This is a genomic window from Allobosea sp. RIT-PG3_2 (assembly GCF_057321085.1).
Map to the genome: position 1 here is coordinate 1,180,698 of NZ_JBXWCA010000001.1, position 16,972 is coordinate 1,197,669.

Consider the following 16,972-nt stretch of genomic DNA (forward strand, 5'->3'; position numbering starts at 1 on the left):
TGGACTGCGCCGCACCACCTCCTAGATTGATCTGCCATTCACTGGTTCGCATCATGACCCTGCGCTCGCTGTCCGCTTTCGCGTTTTCTCTGGTCGCCGCCGTGACGGCACAGCCTGCCCTTGCTGTGGTGGGCGGCGTCGACTCGCGCGATGCCCAAGGCGCCCGCGCCTGGACGGTGCGAGTGGAAACCAGCCGCGGCGAGCTCTGCTCGGGCGCGGTGATCGCCCCGGAAATCGTGCTGACCGCGGCCCATTGCCTGATGGGTGGCGGCTCGATCAGCATCGTCAGCCTCGATTCCCGTTTCCGGGCACGCCGGCAGCTCGTTGTCGCCGTCCTGCCTCATCCGAGTTTCGTGCCCGGCACGACACCGCGCACGCAGCCCGGTACCGACCTCGCCTTGCTGCGTGTGGCGCAGCCGCTGCCGCAGGATATCGAACCGCTCACCCTGGGCGGCGGCCTCTGGCAAGGCGAGACCCTGACCATGGCGGGCTACGGCCTCTCGGCCGAGAACAACAAGCGCACGGCCCGGCGCCTGCGCGAGACCCAGTTGCTCAACGCCGGCAACTACACGACCCAGAACACGGTCAAGGTCGCGGTCGATGTCGAAGCGCGCGGCGAATCGCCCGGTGCCGGCGCCTGCAGGGGCGATTCCGGCGGCCCGGTGCTGCGCGGCCCGCCCCGCTCGCGCGATCTGGTCGGGATCGTCAGCTGGTCGAGCGGGCCGCTCAACACGCGGGCTCGCCTCATCTGCGGCGGCTTCACCGCGATCACCCCCGTCAGCGAGCACAGCAGCTGGATTTCGGAAGGCAGCGCCCGGCTGCTCTCGTTCGGAAGCGAGACGCGGCCGGACGAAGCGTCGCAGCCGCGTGCCGCCTTCAGCTGGTGGTTTTCGCGCTGACCGGCGTCAGACCGCGAACTTCAGCCCCTTGATCGCGGCGAAATCCTGGACGCCGCCACCGACGCGCTTGGTGGTGTAGAACAGCACATAGGGCTTGGCGGAGTACGGATCGCGCAGGATGCGGACCCCGGCCCGGTCGACGACGAGATAGCCGCGCCGGAAGTCGCCGAAGGCGATGGAAACCGCGTTGTTGGCGATATTGGGCATGTCCTCCGCCTCAGCCACCGGGAAGCCGAGCAGCGTCGCCGGCGCGCCGGCCGAGGCCGGGGGCTGCCAGAGATACTGACCGCTGGTGTCCTTGAATTTGCGGATCGCCGCTTGCGTCTTGCGGTTCATGACGAAGGAGGCGTTCTGGCGGTAGCCGGCCTTCAGCGCATAAACCAGATCGACCAGCACATCCGAGGGGTTGGAGGCCGGGAAGGCGCCGGCAACGCCGGAGTTGAGCACGCCGATATTGCCCCAGCTCCAGCTGGCGTCGGCGATCGTCGGATAAGCGAGGAAGCCCTTGGGCTTGTCGACGCCGTCGCCGTTGACGAAGGCGGCGCCCTCCTGCTCTGCGAAGGCGTGCTCGACCTCTTCCGCGATCCACTGGTCGATATTGACGATCGCATCGTCGAGCAGCGTCTGCGTCGCAGCCGGCATGGCATAGAGTTCCATGGCCGGGAAGGAGAGTTCCGCGAGCGTCGGCGAGCCGGCCTGCGGCCGCGCCGCCGTCTCCGCCACCCAGCCGGAGGCCGGGCCGGTGGTCGAGAATGCCTTCTTGTAGGTGCCGGAAGAGATGGTCCGTACCGTCGCCAGGGAGCGGATCGGCGAGACATTCGCCAGGCGGCGCAGAATCTCGCCTTCCACCGTGGACGGCGCGAGATAGCCGCCATCCGGGCCTGAGCCGGCCGAGAGCGCCTTGGACTCGAGCCGTTTCAGGCCACCCGCCTCGCCGCTGCGGACATAGGCCGCGAAGGCCGCCTTATGCTCGGCGACGAGCGGATCGCGATGGCCGCCCTGATGGCCGCTTTCATGGCCGAGAGCCGGACGGGCGCGGTCGAGCGTCAGGCGGTCGATGCGGCGCATCGTGTCGTCGAGCGCGGAATCCAGCCGGGTGAGCTTCTCCTCGGTCAGTGGATCGGCACCGTGGCGGGCTTCGATTCCCGCAAGGCGCTCGTCATTGGCGGCGCGGTAGCTTTCGAGCGTGTAGCGCAGATCCTCGAAGGCGAGCGTCAGGTCGGCGCCGGACGCCTTGGTCTCGGGGGCGTGGTCGAGATGGGTCATGGGTTTTCCTCTGGATGAAAGGTCAGGCGAAAGCCGGCGCGCGGAAGGCCGTCTTGACGGCGCTGATGCGGGCCTGAGGAAGCATCGGGAAGGTGACGATCGAGACCTCCCAGAGATCGACGCGTTCCAGCCGGCGCAGCCCCGTCCGGGGCTCGTTGCGCGCCTTCTCGGGGCGGAAACCGATCGACAGCCCGTCGATGGCGCCTTCCCGCATCAGCGCATGGATCTCGCGGGCGCGCGCGACGGCCAGCGAAATCCTGCCGCGTACGAACAAGCCCCGGCTGTCCTCGATCAGGCTGAGCCAGCGTCCGATCGGCTCGGCCGGATCATGCTGCCAGAGCAGCTTGATGCCGGATGGTCCGCGACGGAACAGGCTGTCGCGGAAGGCGCCGGGCTCGACCACGTCCTTGCCGAGATCGGGGATGCGAAAGAGGCTGGCATAGCCCTCGAAGCTGCCGTCGGGCGCGATACGCGAAGGTTGCAGAGGCAGGAGCTTGGATTCGAGCGGCAGGCGGAACGGCGTGTTCATCGGCCGCCCTCGCCGCCCTTGCCGGCCTGCGGGCGCCCGCCTTCGAGCTTCGACAGATTTCGCACGAAGCTGCTGAAGGTGTCCGCCGTCACGCCGCCGGGGCGCGCCTTGGCGGGGTGTGCCCGGCCAGCGGGCGTCCGTTTCGACGGCGGTCTCGCATCATTGGTGCCCCTCAAGACTGATCCCCCTCATGGCGTGCGTTGAAACGGTTGAGCTCGCGGACGAAATCGTCGAAGCGGCGATTGGCTGCCGTCAGCTCGCGCAGGACGATCCAGGCGAGGCCTGAGGCGCTGGCGGCCCAGAGCAGCAGGCCGAGATGGCCGACATCGGCCCGGCCGACGAAGGCCGTGACGATCTGGTCGAGCATGTTCATGATTGCTCCTTCCCCGAGGCACGCCGGCCGTAGCCGACGGCCTCGCGTTTCTCGTCATCGTCGAGGAAGCTTGCGGCGCCCAGGCGCCGCCAGAGCGACTCCCGCTCGTCTGCCAGCGCTTCCACGGCATCGAGGTCGGGCTCCAGCATGAGGTCGTCCCCGAAGGCGGGCCCAAGCCATTGCGCCAGGGACTGCGCGGTGCGCTTCACCAGCGGGATCACCGTTTGCCGCCAGAGCGCGCGGTTCGCCTCGGCGAAATTGGCGCGCGTGTTGTCGCCGGGCAGGCCGAGCAGCAGCGGTGGCACGCCGAAAGCGAGCGCGATCTCGCGGGCCGCGACACCCTTGGCCGCGACGAAATCCAGCTCCGCCGGTGTCAGCGACAGCGGCTTCCAGTCGAGACCGCCCTCGAGAAGCAGCGGCCGGCCGGCATTTCGCGCGCCCTGGAAGGACTCTTCCAGCTCCTGCTTCAGCCGCTCGAACTGCGCCTCGGTCAGCGTCGCGCCTTCCGGCCCGTCATAGACCAGGGCTCCGGAGGGCCTTGCGGCGTTGTCGAGCAGAGCCTTGTGCCAGTTGCTGGCGGCGTTGTGGATATCGAGCGAGATGGCCGCGGCCTCGATGGGCGAGAGGCCATAGTGGTCGTCGACCGGGTGGAACTGCGTCAGATGGAGGATGGGCGGCAATCCGGCCTCGTCCTGCCGGAACCGCACGGTGTCGCCGCCGACCGTATAGTCGTAAGCTTCCGGCCAGCCGTCGCGGCCGGGCACGACCCGCATCCGGTCCGGCCGGAGCGCATAGAGCTCGCGGGGTTCCCGCCCGGTGCTGACTGCCTCGACATAGGCGTTGCCGGCGACGAGCAGGTGGCCGAACAGCATGTCGCGGAAGGCGATGCCGCCCTGGCGCGGATTGGGCCGCTCGATCAGTGCGAGCGCCGGATGGTCCGGCATCTCGCGGGATCCGACCTTGGCGATGAGCGGGGTCTGGGCCGCCGCCTCGGCGATCAGCCGGAAGCAGCGATGCACCACCGGGTTGCGCTCATAGCCTTCGCGCGACAGCGCGACGTAGTCGCGCGGCGTCCAGACCGCGCGCCCGGCTTCATGGAGGGCGATCAGCGGCCCGACGCGCGAACGCTTCTGATCCGGCGCGGCAAAGCCGCGCAGGCTGCGAAGAAAATCGAACATGGAGATCTCGCTTTTGGAGCGTGAAATGAATTGGCGGCGTAACCAGCCGTCATGCTCGGGCTTGACCCGAGCATCTCGGAAACCAGCATTCTCCCGTCGTGGAATTCTCGGGTCAGCGCCTTCCGGCGCCCCAGAATGACGACTGGGGCTACATCCCCCTCACCCGTGGCCTTCCCTTCGGCGCGAGCATCAGATGGGTCAGCGCCCAGACGAGTGCGTCGAGCCGGTCGGGCGAGCGGCCGCTTTCGAGGCCGCCCGGGCCGAAGGCGCACATCTCGTCCTCCAGCTCGGGAAAGGCGCCGGCATGCCGGACCCGGCCCTGCGCATAGAGCGCCGCCACCGGCTCGGCCCTCAGATATTTGCCCCGCGTCGCCCTGACGGAGACGACGGGAACGCCGGCATCGACCTCACGGATGATGCTCCCGACCATTTCGCCACCCTGGTTGACCTCGACCACCAGCGCATCCGCCTCGTGCCGGCGATAGAGCGCGACGGCCTTTTCGGCCCATTCATGCGGTCTGGCGCCGGCGAGCGTCGCATCTTCCAGCACATGGCCGATGCCGTTGCCATCGATGCCCGCCACCACCAGCCCGCACCGGTCGGCCCGCTGCGAGGAGGAAGCCGGTGGATCGACCGCGACGGCGATCCGGGCCAGCGAAGCAGGCTGTGCTTCGCGGGACGCCTCGATCATCGCCCGCGTCCAGAGTGCGTCGGGGCTCTCCTCGACGATCTCGCCGTCGAGCTCCTGCCGGCCAAGTCGCGTGCCGCCATAGGTTTCCGTGACGGTGCGGACGAACTCGGCGGCGAGATTAAAACGGTTGTCCTGCGTCCTCGAGCGGCTCACGGCGACGTGCAGGTCGGTCAGGAGGCGCTTTATCAGCGGCACCGGCCGCGGTGTCGTCGTGACGATCTGACGGGGATGATCGCCGAGGCGAAGGCCGAACTGCAGCATGTCCCAACTCTCCTGAAGGTTCGGCCATTTCGCCAGTTCGTCGGACCAGGCGGCGCCGAACTGCGGCCCGCGCAGCCCCTCGGGATCCTCGGCCGAAAACACCTGCGCGATCGCGCCGTTCGGCCATTGCAGGCGGCGCAGCGAGGGCTGCCAGGTCGGCCGCTCCCAACGCGTGTGGATCGACAGCAGCCCGGAGACGCCCTCGATCATGACGTCGCGGACTTGCCCTTGCGTCTCCCCGACGAGGGCGATCCGCCCGGTGGGCTTGTCCGCGAAGGGGGGATGGCCCAGCGCCATGCCCTTCACCCATTCGGCACCGGTGCGCGTCTTGCCGGCGCCCCGGCCGCCGAGGACGAGCCAGATCGGCTTGGGCGGCTCGGTAGGCCGTTGATCGATACGCGACCATATCCGCCAGAATTCCTCCAGGACGGGCAGGAGCTCCGGTTCGAACGTGTGGAGATTACCCTTGATCAGCCTCGCCCAGCTCGCGGCGGGCAAGAGCTTCAAGACGTCGAGCAAGCTCCTGACGGAGCTGTGCGACATGTCGCAGGCCGTCAGCGGCAGAGAGTTCATCCGTCTGCTTGTCCCTCTTCACGGCCTGCGGCTCCTCGATCGCGACCAGTTCGCGGACCGTGCGGGCGAGCGTCGCCAGCGCCTTCGCGTCGGCCTCGCTCGCGGTTGCCCCTTTCGGCAGATCGGCAAGATGCTCCTCATGCGTATCGAGCTGGCGCTTGGCGGCCCGCCAGAGCTGGCCCACCACCGCCTTGCGGGAGATCGAGGGCTTCTTCGGCTTCTGCGCCAGCACAGCCGGCGGGGTATCGCTATCGTCTTCGGCCATGTGTCCCTTCCCGAATGGCGGGCACGAAAAAGCCGCCGGCTGGGGAGCGCGGCGGCTTCGTTCGGCACATTTCGTGAGCGTTCCTGATCTCTACCCGATCAGCGGCACGATGTCAAGACAATATTCCTACAACCTTTGAGCGCATTCGCGAGGCGAGATCAGGCCTGCTCCTTCTCGATCCATTTATAGGTCGCGGCCGGGACGTAATTCTCCATGCGATCGAGCAGCGTCGCCGGTTCGGTATCGGTCATCGCCATCGCGCGATGGCTCTGCTTCAGAAATCCCGCTTCGACGGTCTGGTCGAGGAAGGTCGCCAGCGGATCGTAGAAGCCGGCGATATTGAGCAGGCCCAGCGGCTTGGCGTGGATACCGAGCTGCCCCCAAGTCCAGATCTCGAACAGCTCCTCGAAGGTGCCGATGCCGCCGGGCATGGCGATGAAGCCTTCCGACAGGGCCGCCATCCGCGCCTTGCGGGTGTGCATGGTGTCGACGATTTCGAGCCTGGTCAGCCCGACATGGCCGACCTCCTTGTCCTTCAGCGCCTTGGGAATGACGCCATGGACCTCGCCGCCCGCCTCCATCGCCGCATTGGCGACGACGCCCATCAGCCCGACCGCACCGCCACCATAGACCAGCGTCAGGCCACGCCGGGCGATTTCCGCCCCCATGGCGCGAGCGCCGGCAGCAAAGACAGGATCATTGCCCGGATTGGAACCGCAGAAGACGCAAACCGATCTCATGAACCGAGAGCCTGCAAGATGCGGGCCCAGGAGCGCTGGCCCTTGTGGAAGGAGGAGAGATCATATTTTTCATTGGGCGAATGAACCCGGTCGTCGTCGAGGCCGAAGCCGACGAAGAGCGTGTCGATGCCGAGCGTGCGCTTGAAGTCACCGCCTACAGGGATCGAGCCGCCGCTCCCGATCGAGACGACGCGCCCGCCCCACTCCTCGGCGAGCGCGACGCGCGCCTTCTGCAGCACCGGCGAATCGACGGGGACGGCCAGGGCGGGCGAGCCGGAATGGCCGATGAACTCGGCCGTGACGTCGTCGGGCAGGCGGTCGCGGACGAACTGATGGAACGCGGCCGCGATCCTGACCGGGTCCTGATCGCCGACGAGGCGGAAGGACACCTTGGCCGAGGCCTTGCCGGGGATGACGGTCTTGCTGCCCTCCCCGGTATAGCCGCCCCAGATGCCGTTGACATCGCAGGTCGGGCGCGACTGGATCTGCTCGATCAGCATGCGCCCGCGCTCGCCGATGGAGTGCTTCAGACCGACCTGACCGAGGAATTCCTTCTCGGTGAGGCCGAGATCGGCCCACTCCGCCTTCTGGGCGTTGGTCGGCTCATGCACGCCGTCATAGAAGCCGGGAATGGTGATGCGGCCGGCTTCATCGTGGATTTCGGCGAGAATCTTCGCCAGCATATGGATCGGGTTGGCTGCCGCGCCGCCGAACAGGCCGGAATGCAGATCGCGATCGGCCGCGGTCAGCGTCACCTCTTGATAGACCATGCCACGCAGGGTCGAGGTGATCAGTGGCGTTTCGCGGTCCCACATGCCGGTGTCGCAGACGAGGGCGTAGTCCGCCTTCAGTTCGGCGGCATTGGCCTTGATGTAGCCCGGCAGGTTGACCGAGCCGGATTCTTCCTCGCCCTCGACCAGGATCGTCAGGCCGATCGGCAGGTCGCCGGTTTCCGCAAGCGTCGCGCGGATGGCCTCGATGAAGGTCATGACCTGGCCCTTGTCGTCGCAGGCGCCGCGCGCCGAGATGACCTTGCGGCCCGGTTCAGGCTCGCGGACCACGGGCTTGAACGGATCGGTGTCCCAAAGATTCAACGGATCGACCGGCTGCACGTCGTAGTGACCGTAGAACAGCGCATGCGGGGCACCGGGCTTGGGCCGATGAGCCAGAACGACGGGATGGCCGCCGGTTTCGCGCAGCTCCGCCTTGAAGCCGAGCGCTTCCAGATCGGCCCTCAGCCATTCGGCGGCGGCGCGCGTCTGCGCGTTGTAGGCTGGGTCCGTGCCGATCGAGGGAATTTCCAGCCAAGAAGACAGGCGCGCGAGCGAGGCGTCGAGCCCATCGTCGAGACGGGCGAGAATGGCGGGAAGCTTCGTCATGACAACCATCGGATGCGATTCAGGTGACGGCATCATGGCAAGCCCCCGTGCGGGCGTCAGCCCACAATCGTGCATTGCCGCCCGGCCCTTCCGCAAGCTCTAATTGACAACGCTTCGCAACTGCATTGACAGGGCCCCAGGCGGCAGATACTCCTTATTGCGAACAAGTTGCAGCAAGGTCCCATCATGTCGCAAGGCGCCCCGGAATCCACCTCGATCTGGCTTCGATCCCGCGGTGAGCCCTCGCTGACAGACGTCTTCCGAACCGTCGCGGTGACGCCGAACTCGTCGTCCTGGCGCAAGTTCCTGGCCTTCTTCGGACCGGGCTATCTCGTCGCCGTCGGCTATATGGACCCCGGCAACTGGGCGACCTCGCTCGCCGGCGGCGCCCAGTTCGGCTACACCCTGCTCGTCGTCGCGCTCGTCTCGAACATGATGGCGATCATCCTGCAGTCGCTTTGCGCGCGTCTCGCCATCGCCACCGGCCGCGACCTCGCCCAGGCCTGCCGCGACGCCTATCCGCCCTATATGTCCTGGCCGCTCTGGCTGCTCGCCGAGCTCGCGATCTGCGCGACCGACCTTGCCGAGGTGATCGGCACGGCGATCGGCCTCAACCTGCTCTTCGGCATCCCGCTCGAGATCGGCGTCCTGATCACCGCCTTCGACGTATTCATCATCCTGTGGCTGCAGACGCGTGGATTCCGCTGGATCGAGGCCTTCATCATCACGCTGCTCGGCGTCATCGCCGTTTGCTTCGGTATCCAGATCGCCCTTGCCGACCCGAACTGGGGCGAGGTGATCCGGGGCTTTGCGCCAACCACGGAAATCGTGACCAACCCCAACATGCTCTACATCGCGCTCGGAATCATCGGCGCGACCGTGATGCCCCACAACCTCTACCTGCATTCCGGCATCGTGCAGACCCGCGCCTATGGCGAGACGCTGCCGGAGAAGCGCGAGGCCCTGAAGTTCGCGACGATCGATTCGACCGTCGCGCTGTGCTTCGCGCTGCTGATCAATGCCTCGATCCTGATCCTGGCAGCCGCGACCTTCCACAAGGCGGGACACACCGATGTCGCCGAGCTCGGCAAGGCGCAGGAACTGCTGCAGCCGCTGCTCGGTGCCTCGATCGCGCCCTCGCTCTTCGCCATCGCCCTGCTCTGCTGCGGCCTCAACTCGACCGTGACCGCGACCATGGCGGGGCAGATCGTGATGGAGGGTTTCCTGCGCATCCGCCTGCCGGCCTGGATGCGGCGGCTGGTGACGCGCCTCGTCGCCATCGTGCCGGCGATCGCGGTCACGCTGATCTATGGCGAGGGGCAGACCGGGAAGCTGCTTATCCTCAGCCAGGTCGTGCTCAGCCTGCAATTGCCGTTCGCGGTGGTGCCGCTGGTGATGTTCACCGCCTCGAAGACCAAGATGGGCGCGCTCGTCGCACCGCGCTGGCTCAGCCTGACCGCGGGCTTCGTCGCCGCGGTCATCATCGTGCTGAACCTCAAGCTGCTGTTCGACCTCGCGACCGGCGCGTGATCGAAGGCCCTCAGCGCTTGCCGCCGGACATCGAGCCGAGAATGCCGCGCAGGATGGCATTGCCGACCTGCCGGCCAATCGAGGTCGCGGCCGAACGGGCGGCCGAGGTGATGACCTTCTCGGCCATGCTCTGCGGCAGCGGGCCGCCGCGGCTGCCGGGCCCCGACTTCGGGCGCTGCTGTGGCGTCCCTCCGCCAAGCCAGCCGCCGATCGTGTCGAGAATGCCGCCTCCCCCGGTCGTCGACGCCTCGATGGCCGAGCCGTCCGGGTTGAGGTTCTTGCGCTTCATCAGCTCTTCATAGGCCGACTCCCGGTCGACCATGGTGTCGTACTTGCCCTTCTCGGGCGAACCGTTGATCGCCTGCTGGCGCTGCTGCGGCGTGCAGGGGCCGACCTGGGCCATCGGCGGCGCGATCAGCGCGCGCTCGACCATTTCCGGCGAGCCCTTGCCCTCCAGCATCGAGATCAGCGCCTCGCCGACGGCGAGCTGGCTGATCGCCTCTTCCGTCTTGATCTTGGGGTTCTGGCGGAACGTCTCGGCAGCGGCACGCACTGCCTTCTGGTCGCGCGGGGTGAAGGCACGCAGCGCGTGCTGGACGCGGTTGCCGAGCTGGGCCAGCACCGTATCGGGGATGTCGAGCGGGTTTTGCGTGACGAAATAGACGCCGACGCCCTTGGAGCGGATCAGCCGGACGACCTGTTCGACCGCCGTGAGCAGCGCCTTGGGGGCGCCGTTGAACAGCAGATGCGCCTCGTCGAAGAAGAAGACGAGCTTCGGCTTGTCGAGGTCGCCGACTTCCGGCAGCTGCTCGAACAGCTCCGACAGCAGCCAGAGCAGGAAGGTCGCGTAAAGCCGCGGATTGTTCATCAGCTTGTCGGCGGCGAGGATGTTGACGATGCCGCGGCCGTCGCGATCCGTCTTCATCAGGTCGTTGATGTCGAGCGCCGGCTCGCCGAAGAACAGGTCGCCCTTCTGGTTCTCAAGCACCAGCAGCGCGCGCTGGATGGTGCCGACCGTCGCCGAGGTGACGTTGCCGTATTTCGTGGTCAGCTCCTGCGCGTTCTCGGCGATGAAGGCCAGAATCGCGCGCAGATCCTTGAGATCGAGCAGCAGGAGCTTCTGCTCGTCGGCGATGCGGAAGGCGATGTTGAGCACGCCCTCCTGTGTGTCGTTGAGATCGAGCAGGCGCGCCAGCAGCAGCGGTCCCATCTCAGAGATCGTCGCGCGGACCGGGTGGCCCTGCTCGCCGAAGACGTCCCAGAACACCGTGGTGAACTGATCCGGCTCGTATTTGAGGCCGAGTTCCTTGGCCCGGTTGACGAAGGCGGGTTTGGAATCGCCGGGCGCGACGATGCCGGAGAGATCGCCCTTGATGTCGGCGGCGAAGACCGGGACGCCGTTGCGGGCAAAGCCCTCGGCCATGACCTGGAGCGTCACCGTCTTGCCGGTGCCGGTCGCCCCCGTCACGAGGCCGTGGCGGTTGGCGAGCTTGAGCAGCAGGTTCTCTGGCTTGCCGCTCTTGCCGATCAGAATCGCGCCGTCATCCGCCATCGCATCCGCCTATCGAGTTCCGAACTGTCTCAGAAAGGATGTAACCAAACGCCGCAGAAGGCGGAAGCCCGTGGCCGTTGGAATCAGATCGTAAATATGTAAACTATTTTTCGAAGGCTTCGCGGCGAAGCCGTTGGCGAGGGGTTTTGCGAGATGGAAGAACTGATTACGCGGGTCGCTGCGGCGTCCGGGCTGAACGAGGACCTCGCCCGCAAGGCGATCGGCATCATCCTCGCCTTCCTGCAGAAGGAGGGTCCGCCGGCCGAGATCGGCCAGTTGATGGCCGCGCTGCCGGGCGCGCAGGACCTCGCCAACGCCGAAGGCGGCGCCAAGGGCGGCCTGCTAGGTGCGGTCGGCGGCCTGATGGGCGGCGGCGGCGGCGTCATGGCGCTCGGCGGCCAGCTGATGGGCGCCGGCCTGTCGATGGGCCAGATCCAGAGCGTCTCGAAGGAGATGTTCGCCGTCGGCCGCGAAAAAGCTGGCGAAGACGCGATGGGCGCCATCGTCGGCGCGATTCCCGGCCTCGGCCAGTTCGTCTGACGGATTCGGCCGTCGCAGTACCGTCTTTGGATGGCGCTGCGACGGCATTTTTGTATTCCTGCACCTGCCTTGCGACGAAGTAGGGATGGCGGTGCGTGCGCGCCCATGGCAATCAGCGCTCCACGGCTGCACATTGTGCGCAGAGGAGCATCGGCGCGCATGAATTCGGTTGCCCCATCCGACCTACCTTATCTCGACGCCTTTCCGGCGCCGTCCGGTGACGCCTGGCGCGCGGCGGTCGACAAGGTTCTGAAGGGCGCCGATTTCGAGAAAAAGCTGGTTGGCCGCACTGCCGACGGCATCCGGATCGAGCCGCTCTACCCTGCTGCCGCTCCCGTCGGCCGCGCCTTGCGCGGCGAGGCCGGGCGCTGGCGGGTCGCGGCGCGGATCGACCATCCGGAGCCGGGCCAGGCCAAGGCGATCGCACTGGCAGACCTCGAAGGCGGCGCCGATACGCTGACCATCAGTTTTGCAGGCGCGCGGGCGGCGCGCGGCTACGGTCTCGTCGCCGACGATGTCGCCGCGCTCGATACCGCGCTCGACGATGTGATGCTCGATCTCATCCGCCTGCGGCTCGATCCCGCGCCGCAGGGGCGCATCAACGCCCTTCTGCTCGCCGCTCTGATCGAGAAGCGCGGGCATGCGCCAGCCGATCTTTCCATCGAATTCGGCCTCGATCCGATCGGCGTTCTCGCCAGCCATGGCTCCCTCGGCGCACCCTGGCCCGAGATCGGCCGCCGGCTCGCCGGTACGATCCGCGCCCTGCAGGAACGCGGTTTCACGGGGCCGTTCATCGCCGTCGACAGCCGCCCCTATCATGAGGCCGGTGCCAGCGAGGCGCACGAACTCGGCGCGATGCTGGCCACCGCCGTCGCCTATCTGCGCGCGCTCGAAACGCACGGGCTGACGCTCTCCGAGACCCGCGACGCGATTGCCTTCACCCTCGTCGCGGACACGGACGAGCTCCTGACGGTCGCGAAGTTTCGCGCTGCCCGGCTGCTCTGGAACCGCGTCCAGCAGGCCTGTGGGCTGACGCCGAAGCCCGTCACGATCCATGCGGAGACCGCCTGGCGCTCGCTGACCAAGCGCGATCCCTGGGTCAACCTGCTGCGTGGGACCATCGCCGCCTTCTCCGCCGGAGTCGGAGGCGCCGACTCCCTGTCCGTCCAGCCCTTCACCGCCGCGCTCGGCCTGCCCGATGTCTTTGCTCGCCGCGTCGCCCGCAATACGCAGCTCATCCTGCTCGAAGAGGCCAGTCTCTGGCGCGTCGCCGATCCGGCGGCAGGGGCCGGCGGCTTCGAGGCACTGACGCAGGCGATCTGCGACAAGGCGTGGCAGGCATTCCAGGAGATCGAGCAACAGAGTAGCGAGGGCTTGCGCGGCATCGTCGCCGGGCTCGCCAGCGGCCAGATGCAGAAGACCCTCGCGGATCAGCGGGCAAGCCGGGCAAAGGCCATCGCCACGCGCCGGGAGCCGATCACAGGCACCAGCGAGTTCCCCAATATCCGCGAAAACGCCGTCGCAGTGCTCGCGGTCGCGCCGGTGGAATCGTCCAAGCTTGCGCCCAAAGCCCATGCCGCCGAGCAGAACCAGGGTGAGCTCATCCGCTCCTTCGTCGATGGCGCCGGCAGGGCCGATGCCCTGATCGCCGCCGGCGAAAGCCTGCGCGCAGAGCCCCTGCCCTCGCTGAGACTGTCGGAGCCGTTCGAGGTGCTGCGCGACAAGGCCGATGCCTTGCCGCAGCGCCCCGTCGTCTTCCTCGCCACGCTCGGCCCGATCGCCGATTTCACTGCTCGCGCCGGCTTCGCCCGCAACCTGTTCGAAGCCGGTGGGCTTGCCGCACCGAGCGGGGACGGTTTTGCCAGCGACGGCGCCACCGATCTCGACGCGCTGGTCGGCGGCTTCAAGGCCTCGAGCGCGAAGCTCGCCTGCCTGTGCGGCAGCGATGCCGCCTATGCCAATGAAGGCGCCGCAGCCGCCGAGGCGCTCGCCAAGGCCGGCGCGACGGTCTGGCTCGCCGGACGCCCTATCGAGAGCGAAGCCGCGTTGAACAAGGCCGGCGTGTCCTCATTCGTCTTCATGGGTTGCGATGTGGTCGAGACGCTCGAACGCGCGCAAGCCATCGCGACCGCCTGACCGGAGACATGCCTTGACCGCCATCGCCCTCACCATCGCCGGCTCGGATTCGAGCGGCGGCGCCGGCATCCAGGCCGATCTCAAGACCTTCGCGGCGCATCAGGTCTATGGCGCCAGCGTCATCGTCGCGCTGACGGCGCAGAACACCAGGGGCGTCAGCGCGATTCATGCCGTGCCGCGCGATTTCGTCACGAAGCAGATGGATGCCGTCTTCGAGGATCTCGATGTCGGCGCGGTCAAGATCGGCATGCTCGCGACGGCCGAGCTGATCGAGACGGTCGCGGCCGGGCTGAAGCGGCACGGCGCGAAGAACATCGTGCTCGATCCGGTGATGATCGCCGCCTCCGGCGCGCGACTGCTGGAGGAAGAGGCCGTGGCGGCCATCCGCAAGCATCTCTTTCCGCTGGCGACGCTGATCACCCCGAACTTGCCCGAGGCGGCGGCTTTGCTCGGCTCCAGCCTCGCCGAGACCGACCAGGCCGTCGACGAGCAGGCCGAGAAGCTCGCCGCGCTCGGCGCCGCGAACGTGCTGATCAAGGGCGGCCATGGGGGCGGCGAGATCAGCAGCGACCTGCTGCGGCTCGCTGGCGGTGCGCGCCAGCGCTTCAACGCCCCGCGCCTCGAAACCCGCAACACCCATGGCACGGGCTGCACCCTCTCCTCGGCGATCGCTTCCAACCTCGCCAAGGGACTGCCCCTGCCGGAGGCCGTCGGCCACGCCAAGACCTATATCTCCGCCGCGATCGCCGCCGCCGATCAGGTTCCGGTTGGCCATGGCCACGGGCCGGTGCATCATTTCCACCATTGGTGGGACAAGACCGACGGGAGTCAGCCATGACCGCGATCCCGGACTTCACGAAGCTCGCCTTCGCCGATGTGGCGCCGGCATCCCCGGTGCTACCGACAGGCGAAGCCTGGCTGACGCCGGAAGGCATCCCGGTGAAGCCTGTCTTTACGGCCGATGACCGCGACGGGCTGCCTTTCGTCGATACGCTGCCGGGCATCGCGCCCTATCTGCGCGGCCCCTACCCGACCATGTACGTCAACCAGCCCTGGACGATCCGGCAATATGCCGGCTTCTCGACGGCTGAGGATTCGAACGCCTTCTACCGGCGCAACCTCGCCGCCGGGCAGAAGGGCCTCTCCGTCGCCTTCGACCTCGCAACCCACCGCGGTTACGACAGCGACCATCCGCGCGTCGGCGGCGATGTCGGCATGGCCGGCGTCGCGATCGATTCGATCTACGACATGCGCACGCTGTTCTCCGGCATCCCGCTCGACCAGATGAGCGTGTCGATGACGATGAACGGCGCGGTCCTGCCGGTGCTGGCGCTCTACATCGTCGCGGCGGAAGAACAGGGCGTATCGCAGGCCAAGCTCTCCGGGACCATCCAGAACGATATCCTCAAGGAGTTCATGGTCCGCAACACCTATATCTATCCGCCCGGCCCCTCGATGCGGGCGATCGGCGACATCTTCGCCTTCACCTCGGCCAACATGCCGAAATTCAACTCGATCTCGATCTCCGGCTATCACATGCAGGAGGCCGGAGCGACGCAGGACCTCGAGCTCGGCTACACGCTGGCCGATGGCGTCGAATATATCCGCGCCGGCCAGCGGGCGGGCCTGGGCGTCGATATCTTCGCGCCGCGCCTGTCGTTCTTCTGGGCAATCGGCATGAACTTCTTCATGGAAGTCGCCAAGATGCGTGCCGCCCGGCTGATCTGGGCCAAGCTCGTCAAGGATTTCGGCGCGCAGAACGAGAAATCCCTGCCGCTGCGCACGCATTGCCAGACGAGCGGCTGGTCGCTGACGGCGCAGGACGTGTTCAACAACGTGCCGCGCACGATGATCGAGGCGATGGCGGCGACGCAGGGCCACACCCAGTCGCTGCACACCAATGCGCTCGACGAGGCGCTGGCGCTGCCGACCGATTTCTCCGCCCGCATCGCCCGCAATACGCAGATCGTGCTGCAGCAGGAAAGCGGCACCACTCGCATCATCGACCCCTGGGGCGGCTCCTATTATGTCGAGCGGCTGACCGCCGAATTGGCGAAGAAGGCCTGGGAGCATATCAGGGAAGTCGAGGCGCTCGGCGGCATGGCCAAGGCGATCGAGGCCGGCATCCCGAAGCTTCGGATCGAGGAGGCCGCGGCCAAGACGCAGGCGCGCATCGATGGCCGCCAGCAGGCGATCATCGGCGTCAACTGCTTCAAGCCGGACAACGAGGCCGCGATCGAGGTGCTGAAGGTCGACAACGCCTCGGTCCGCGCCCAGCAGCTCGACAAGCTCAGGCGCCTCAAGGCCGAGCGAAACGAGGGCGACGTCGAGGCGGCGCTGACCGCGCTGACAAACGGCGCGGCGGGTGATGCCAACCTGCTCGACCTCGCCGTCAAGGCGGCTCGCGCCAAGGCGACTGTCGGCGAAATCTCGATGGCGATGGAAAAGGTCTTCGGGCGCCATCGGGCCGAGATCAAGGCGATCTCGGGTGTCTACAAGCGGGAGGTCGGCGAGATGAACCCAGCCGTCACGCGCGTCCAGATGATGTGCCAGGCGTTCGAGGAGGCCGATGGGCGCCGCCCGCGCATCCTCGTCGCCAAGATGGGGCAGGACGGGCATGATCGCGGCCAGAAGGTGATCGCCTCGGCCTTCGCCGACCTCGGCTTCGACGTCGATATCGGCCCGCTCTTCGCGACGCCGGACGAGGCGGCGCGGCAGGCGGTCGAGAACGACGTCCATATCGTCGGCGTCTCGTCGCTCGCGGCCGGCCACCTGACGCTCGTGCCGGAACTGAAGGCCGCGCTCGCCCAGGCCGGTCGCCCCGACATCATGATCGTCGTCGGCGGCGTCATCCCGCCGCAGGATTTCGAGGCGCTGATCGAGGCCGGCGCCTCGGCGATCTTCCCGCCCGGCACGGTCATCGCCGATGCCGCAGAGAAGCTGCTCGAAGAATTGAACAAGCGCCTCGGCTACGTGCAGCGGACAGCGGCGGAGTAAGACAAGAAGGCGGGCGCTGCCCCTAGGCCGCGCCCGCCCCATGATTACGGCCGACGTGGCGAC

General features: G+C 67.4%; 16 protein-coding genes. 6 read left to right on the forward strand and 10 right to left on the reverse strand.

Annotated elements, in window-relative coordinates; all coding sequences use genetic code 11:
* Positions 1-53: 53 nt before the first annotated feature.
* Positions 54-899 carry a S1 family peptidase gene (locus tag AC2FAN_RS05460; RefSeq protein ID WP_476806384.1) on the forward strand — a complete coding sequence of 282 codons (846 nt, stop codon included), beginning with the start codon at positions 54-56 and terminating at the stop codon, positions 897-899.
* Positions 900-905: 6 nt separating this feature from the next.
* On the opposite strand, the gene AC2FAN_RS05465 is transcribed toward AC2FAN_RS05460, so the two are convergent.
* From AC2FAN_RS05465 to AC2FAN_RS05505, 9 genes are all read right to left on the reverse strand, one after another.
* Positions 906-2,165, reverse strand: a complete 1,260-nt coding sequence (locus AC2FAN_RS05465; protein ID WP_485172988.1) for a phage major capsid protein — start codon at positions 2,163-2,165, stop codon at positions 906-908.
* A 22-nt stretch (positions 2,166-2,187) separates the two neighbouring features.
* Positions 2,188-2,694, reverse strand: coding sequence for an HK97 family phage prohead protease (locus AC2FAN_RS05470; protein WP_265052488.1), 507 nt, complete (start codon positions 2,692-2,694; stop codon positions 2,188-2,190).
* Positions 2,691-2,870, reverse strand: coding sequence for a hypothetical protein (locus AC2FAN_RS05475; RefSeq protein WP_485172989.1), 180 nt, complete (start codon positions 2,868-2,870; stop codon positions 2,691-2,693). The genes AC2FAN_RS05470 and AC2FAN_RS05475 overlap by 4 nt, the downstream gene beginning before the upstream one ends.
* Positions 2,867-3,067: a hypothetical protein gene (locus tag AC2FAN_RS05480; protein WP_265052487.1), complete on the reverse strand. Its 201-nt coding sequence runs from the start codon at positions 3,065-3,067 to the stop codon at positions 2,867-2,869. The genes AC2FAN_RS05475 and AC2FAN_RS05480 overlap by 4 nt, the downstream gene beginning before the upstream one ends.
* Positions 3,064-4,245, reverse strand: a complete 1,182-nt coding sequence (locus AC2FAN_RS05485; protein ID WP_485172990.1) for a phage portal protein — start codon at positions 4,243-4,245, stop codon at positions 3,064-3,066. The genes AC2FAN_RS05480 and AC2FAN_RS05485 overlap by 4 nt, the downstream gene beginning before the upstream one ends.
* Before the next feature lie 148 nt (positions 4,246-4,393).
* Entirely contained in the window at positions 4,394-5,695 is a 1,302-nt protein-coding gene (locus AC2FAN_RS05490) for a DNA-packaging protein (RefSeq protein ID WP_485173058.1), read from the reverse strand.
* Complete coding sequence (locus AC2FAN_RS05495; protein ID WP_485172991.1) at positions 5,658-6,035, reverse strand: hypothetical protein; 378 nt, start codon at positions 6,033-6,035, stop codon at positions 5,658-5,660. The genes AC2FAN_RS05490 and AC2FAN_RS05495 overlap by 38 nt, the downstream gene beginning before the upstream one ends.
* 158 nt (positions 6,036-6,193) lie before the next feature.
* Complete coding sequence (locus AC2FAN_RS05500; RefSeq protein WP_265052484.1) at positions 6,194-6,775, reverse strand: LOG family protein; 582 nt, start codon at positions 6,773-6,775, stop codon at positions 6,194-6,196.
* A complete protein-coding gene (locus AC2FAN_RS05505) occupies positions 6,772-8,154 on the reverse strand; it encodes a M20/M25/M40 family metallo-hydrolase (protein WP_485172992.1) in 1,383 nt (460 codons plus the stop codon). The genes AC2FAN_RS05500 and AC2FAN_RS05505 overlap by 4 nt, the downstream gene beginning before the upstream one ends.
* Positions 8,155-8,340: 186 nt before the next feature.
* Here AC2FAN_RS05505 and AC2FAN_RS05510 point away from each other — a divergent pair, with 186 nt between their 5' ends.
* Complete coding sequence (locus tag AC2FAN_RS05510; RefSeq protein ID WP_265052482.1) at positions 8,341-9,684, forward strand: Nramp family divalent metal transporter; 1,344 nt, start codon at positions 8,341-8,343, stop codon at positions 9,682-9,684.
* A gap of 10 nt (positions 9,685-9,694) precedes the next feature.
* On the opposite strand, the gene AC2FAN_RS05515 is transcribed toward AC2FAN_RS05510, so the two are convergent.
* Positions 9,695-11,236 (reverse strand): helicase HerA-like domain-containing protein, encoded by a 1,542-nt coding sequence (locus tag AC2FAN_RS05515; RefSeq protein ID WP_265052481.1) that lies wholly within the window; start codon positions 11,234-11,236, stop codon positions 9,695-9,697.
* A gap of 153 nt (positions 11,237-11,389) precedes the next feature.
* Between AC2FAN_RS05515 and AC2FAN_RS05520 the strand changes: the two genes are divergently transcribed.
* The 4 genes from AC2FAN_RS05520 to scpA all read left to right on the forward strand — a co-directional run bounded on the left by AC2FAN_RS05520 (position 11,390) and on the right by scpA (position 16,909).
* Complete coding sequence (locus AC2FAN_RS05520; protein WP_265052480.1) at positions 11,390-11,776, forward strand: DUF2267 domain-containing protein; 387 nt, start codon at positions 11,390-11,392, stop codon at positions 11,774-11,776.
* A 159-nt stretch (positions 11,777-11,935) separates the two neighbouring features.
* A complete protein-coding gene (locus tag AC2FAN_RS05525; RefSeq protein ID WP_485172993.1) occupies positions 11,936-13,912 on the forward strand; it encodes a methylmalonyl-CoA mutase subunit beta in 1,977 nt (658 codons plus the stop codon).
* Between the two features lie 13 nt (positions 13,913-13,925).
* A complete protein-coding gene (thiD, locus tag AC2FAN_RS05530; protein WP_485172994.1) occupies positions 13,926-14,750 on the forward strand; it encodes a bifunctional hydroxymethylpyrimidine kinase/phosphomethylpyrimidine kinase in 825 nt (274 codons plus the stop codon).
* Positions 14,747-16,909 (forward strand): methylmalonyl-CoA mutase, encoded by a 2,163-nt coding sequence (gene scpA / locus AC2FAN_RS05535; RefSeq protein ID WP_485172995.1) that lies wholly within the window; start codon positions 14,747-14,749, stop codon positions 16,907-16,909. The genes thiD and scpA overlap by 4 nt, the downstream gene beginning before the upstream one ends.
* The last annotated feature ends 63 nt before the right edge of the window (positions 16,910-16,972 follow it).

Bases quoted from the DNA above. Each gene is read 5' to 3' on its own strand.
- AC2FAN_RS05460 (WP_476806384.1), top strand. From the start codon at position 54: ATGACCCTGCGCTCGCTGTCCGCTTTCGCGTTTTCTCTGGTCGCCGCC.
- AC2FAN_RS05465 (WP_485172988.1), bottom strand. From the start codon at position 2,165: ATGACCCATCTCGACCACGCCCCCGAGACCAAGGCGTCCGGCGCCGAC.
- AC2FAN_RS05470 (WP_265052488.1), bottom strand. From the start codon at position 2,694: ATGAACACGCCGTTCCGCCTGCCGCTCGAATCCAAGCTCCTGCCTCTG.
- AC2FAN_RS05480 (WP_265052487.1), bottom strand. From the start codon at position 3,067: ATGAACATGCTCGACCAGATCGTCACGGCCTTCGTCGGCCGGGCCGAT.
- AC2FAN_RS05485 (WP_485172990.1), bottom strand. From the start codon at position 4,245: ATGTTCGATTTTCTTCGCAGCCTGCGCGGCTTTGCCGCGCCGGATCAG.
- AC2FAN_RS05495 (WP_485172991.1), bottom strand. From the start codon at position 6,035: ATGGCCGAAGACGATAGCGATACCCCGCCGGCTGTGCTGGCGCAGAAG.
- AC2FAN_RS05500 (WP_265052484.1), bottom strand. From the start codon at position 6,775: ATGAGATCGGTTTGCGTCTTCTGCGGTTCCAATCCGGGCAATGATCCT.
- AC2FAN_RS05505 (WP_485172992.1), bottom strand. From the start codon at position 8,154: ATGACGAAGCTTCCCGCCATTCTCGCCCGTCTCGACGATGGGCTCGAC.
- AC2FAN_RS05510 (WP_265052482.1), top strand. From the start codon at position 8,341: ATGTCGCAAGGCGCCCCGGAATCCACCTCGATCTGGCTTCGATCCCGC.
- AC2FAN_RS05515 (WP_265052481.1), bottom strand. From the start codon at position 11,236: ATGGCGGATGACGGCGCGATTCTGATCGGCAAGAGCGGCAAGCCAGAG.
- AC2FAN_RS05520 (WP_265052480.1), top strand. From the start codon at position 11,390: ATGGAAGAACTGATTACGCGGGTCGCTGCGGCGTCCGGGCTGAACGAG.
- AC2FAN_RS05525 (WP_485172993.1), top strand. From the start codon at position 11,936: ATGAATTCGGTTGCCCCATCCGACCTACCTTATCTCGACGCCTTTCCG.
- scpA (WP_485172995.1), top strand. From the start codon at position 14,747: ATGACCGCGATCCCGGACTTCACGAAGCTCGCCTTCGCCGATGTGGCG.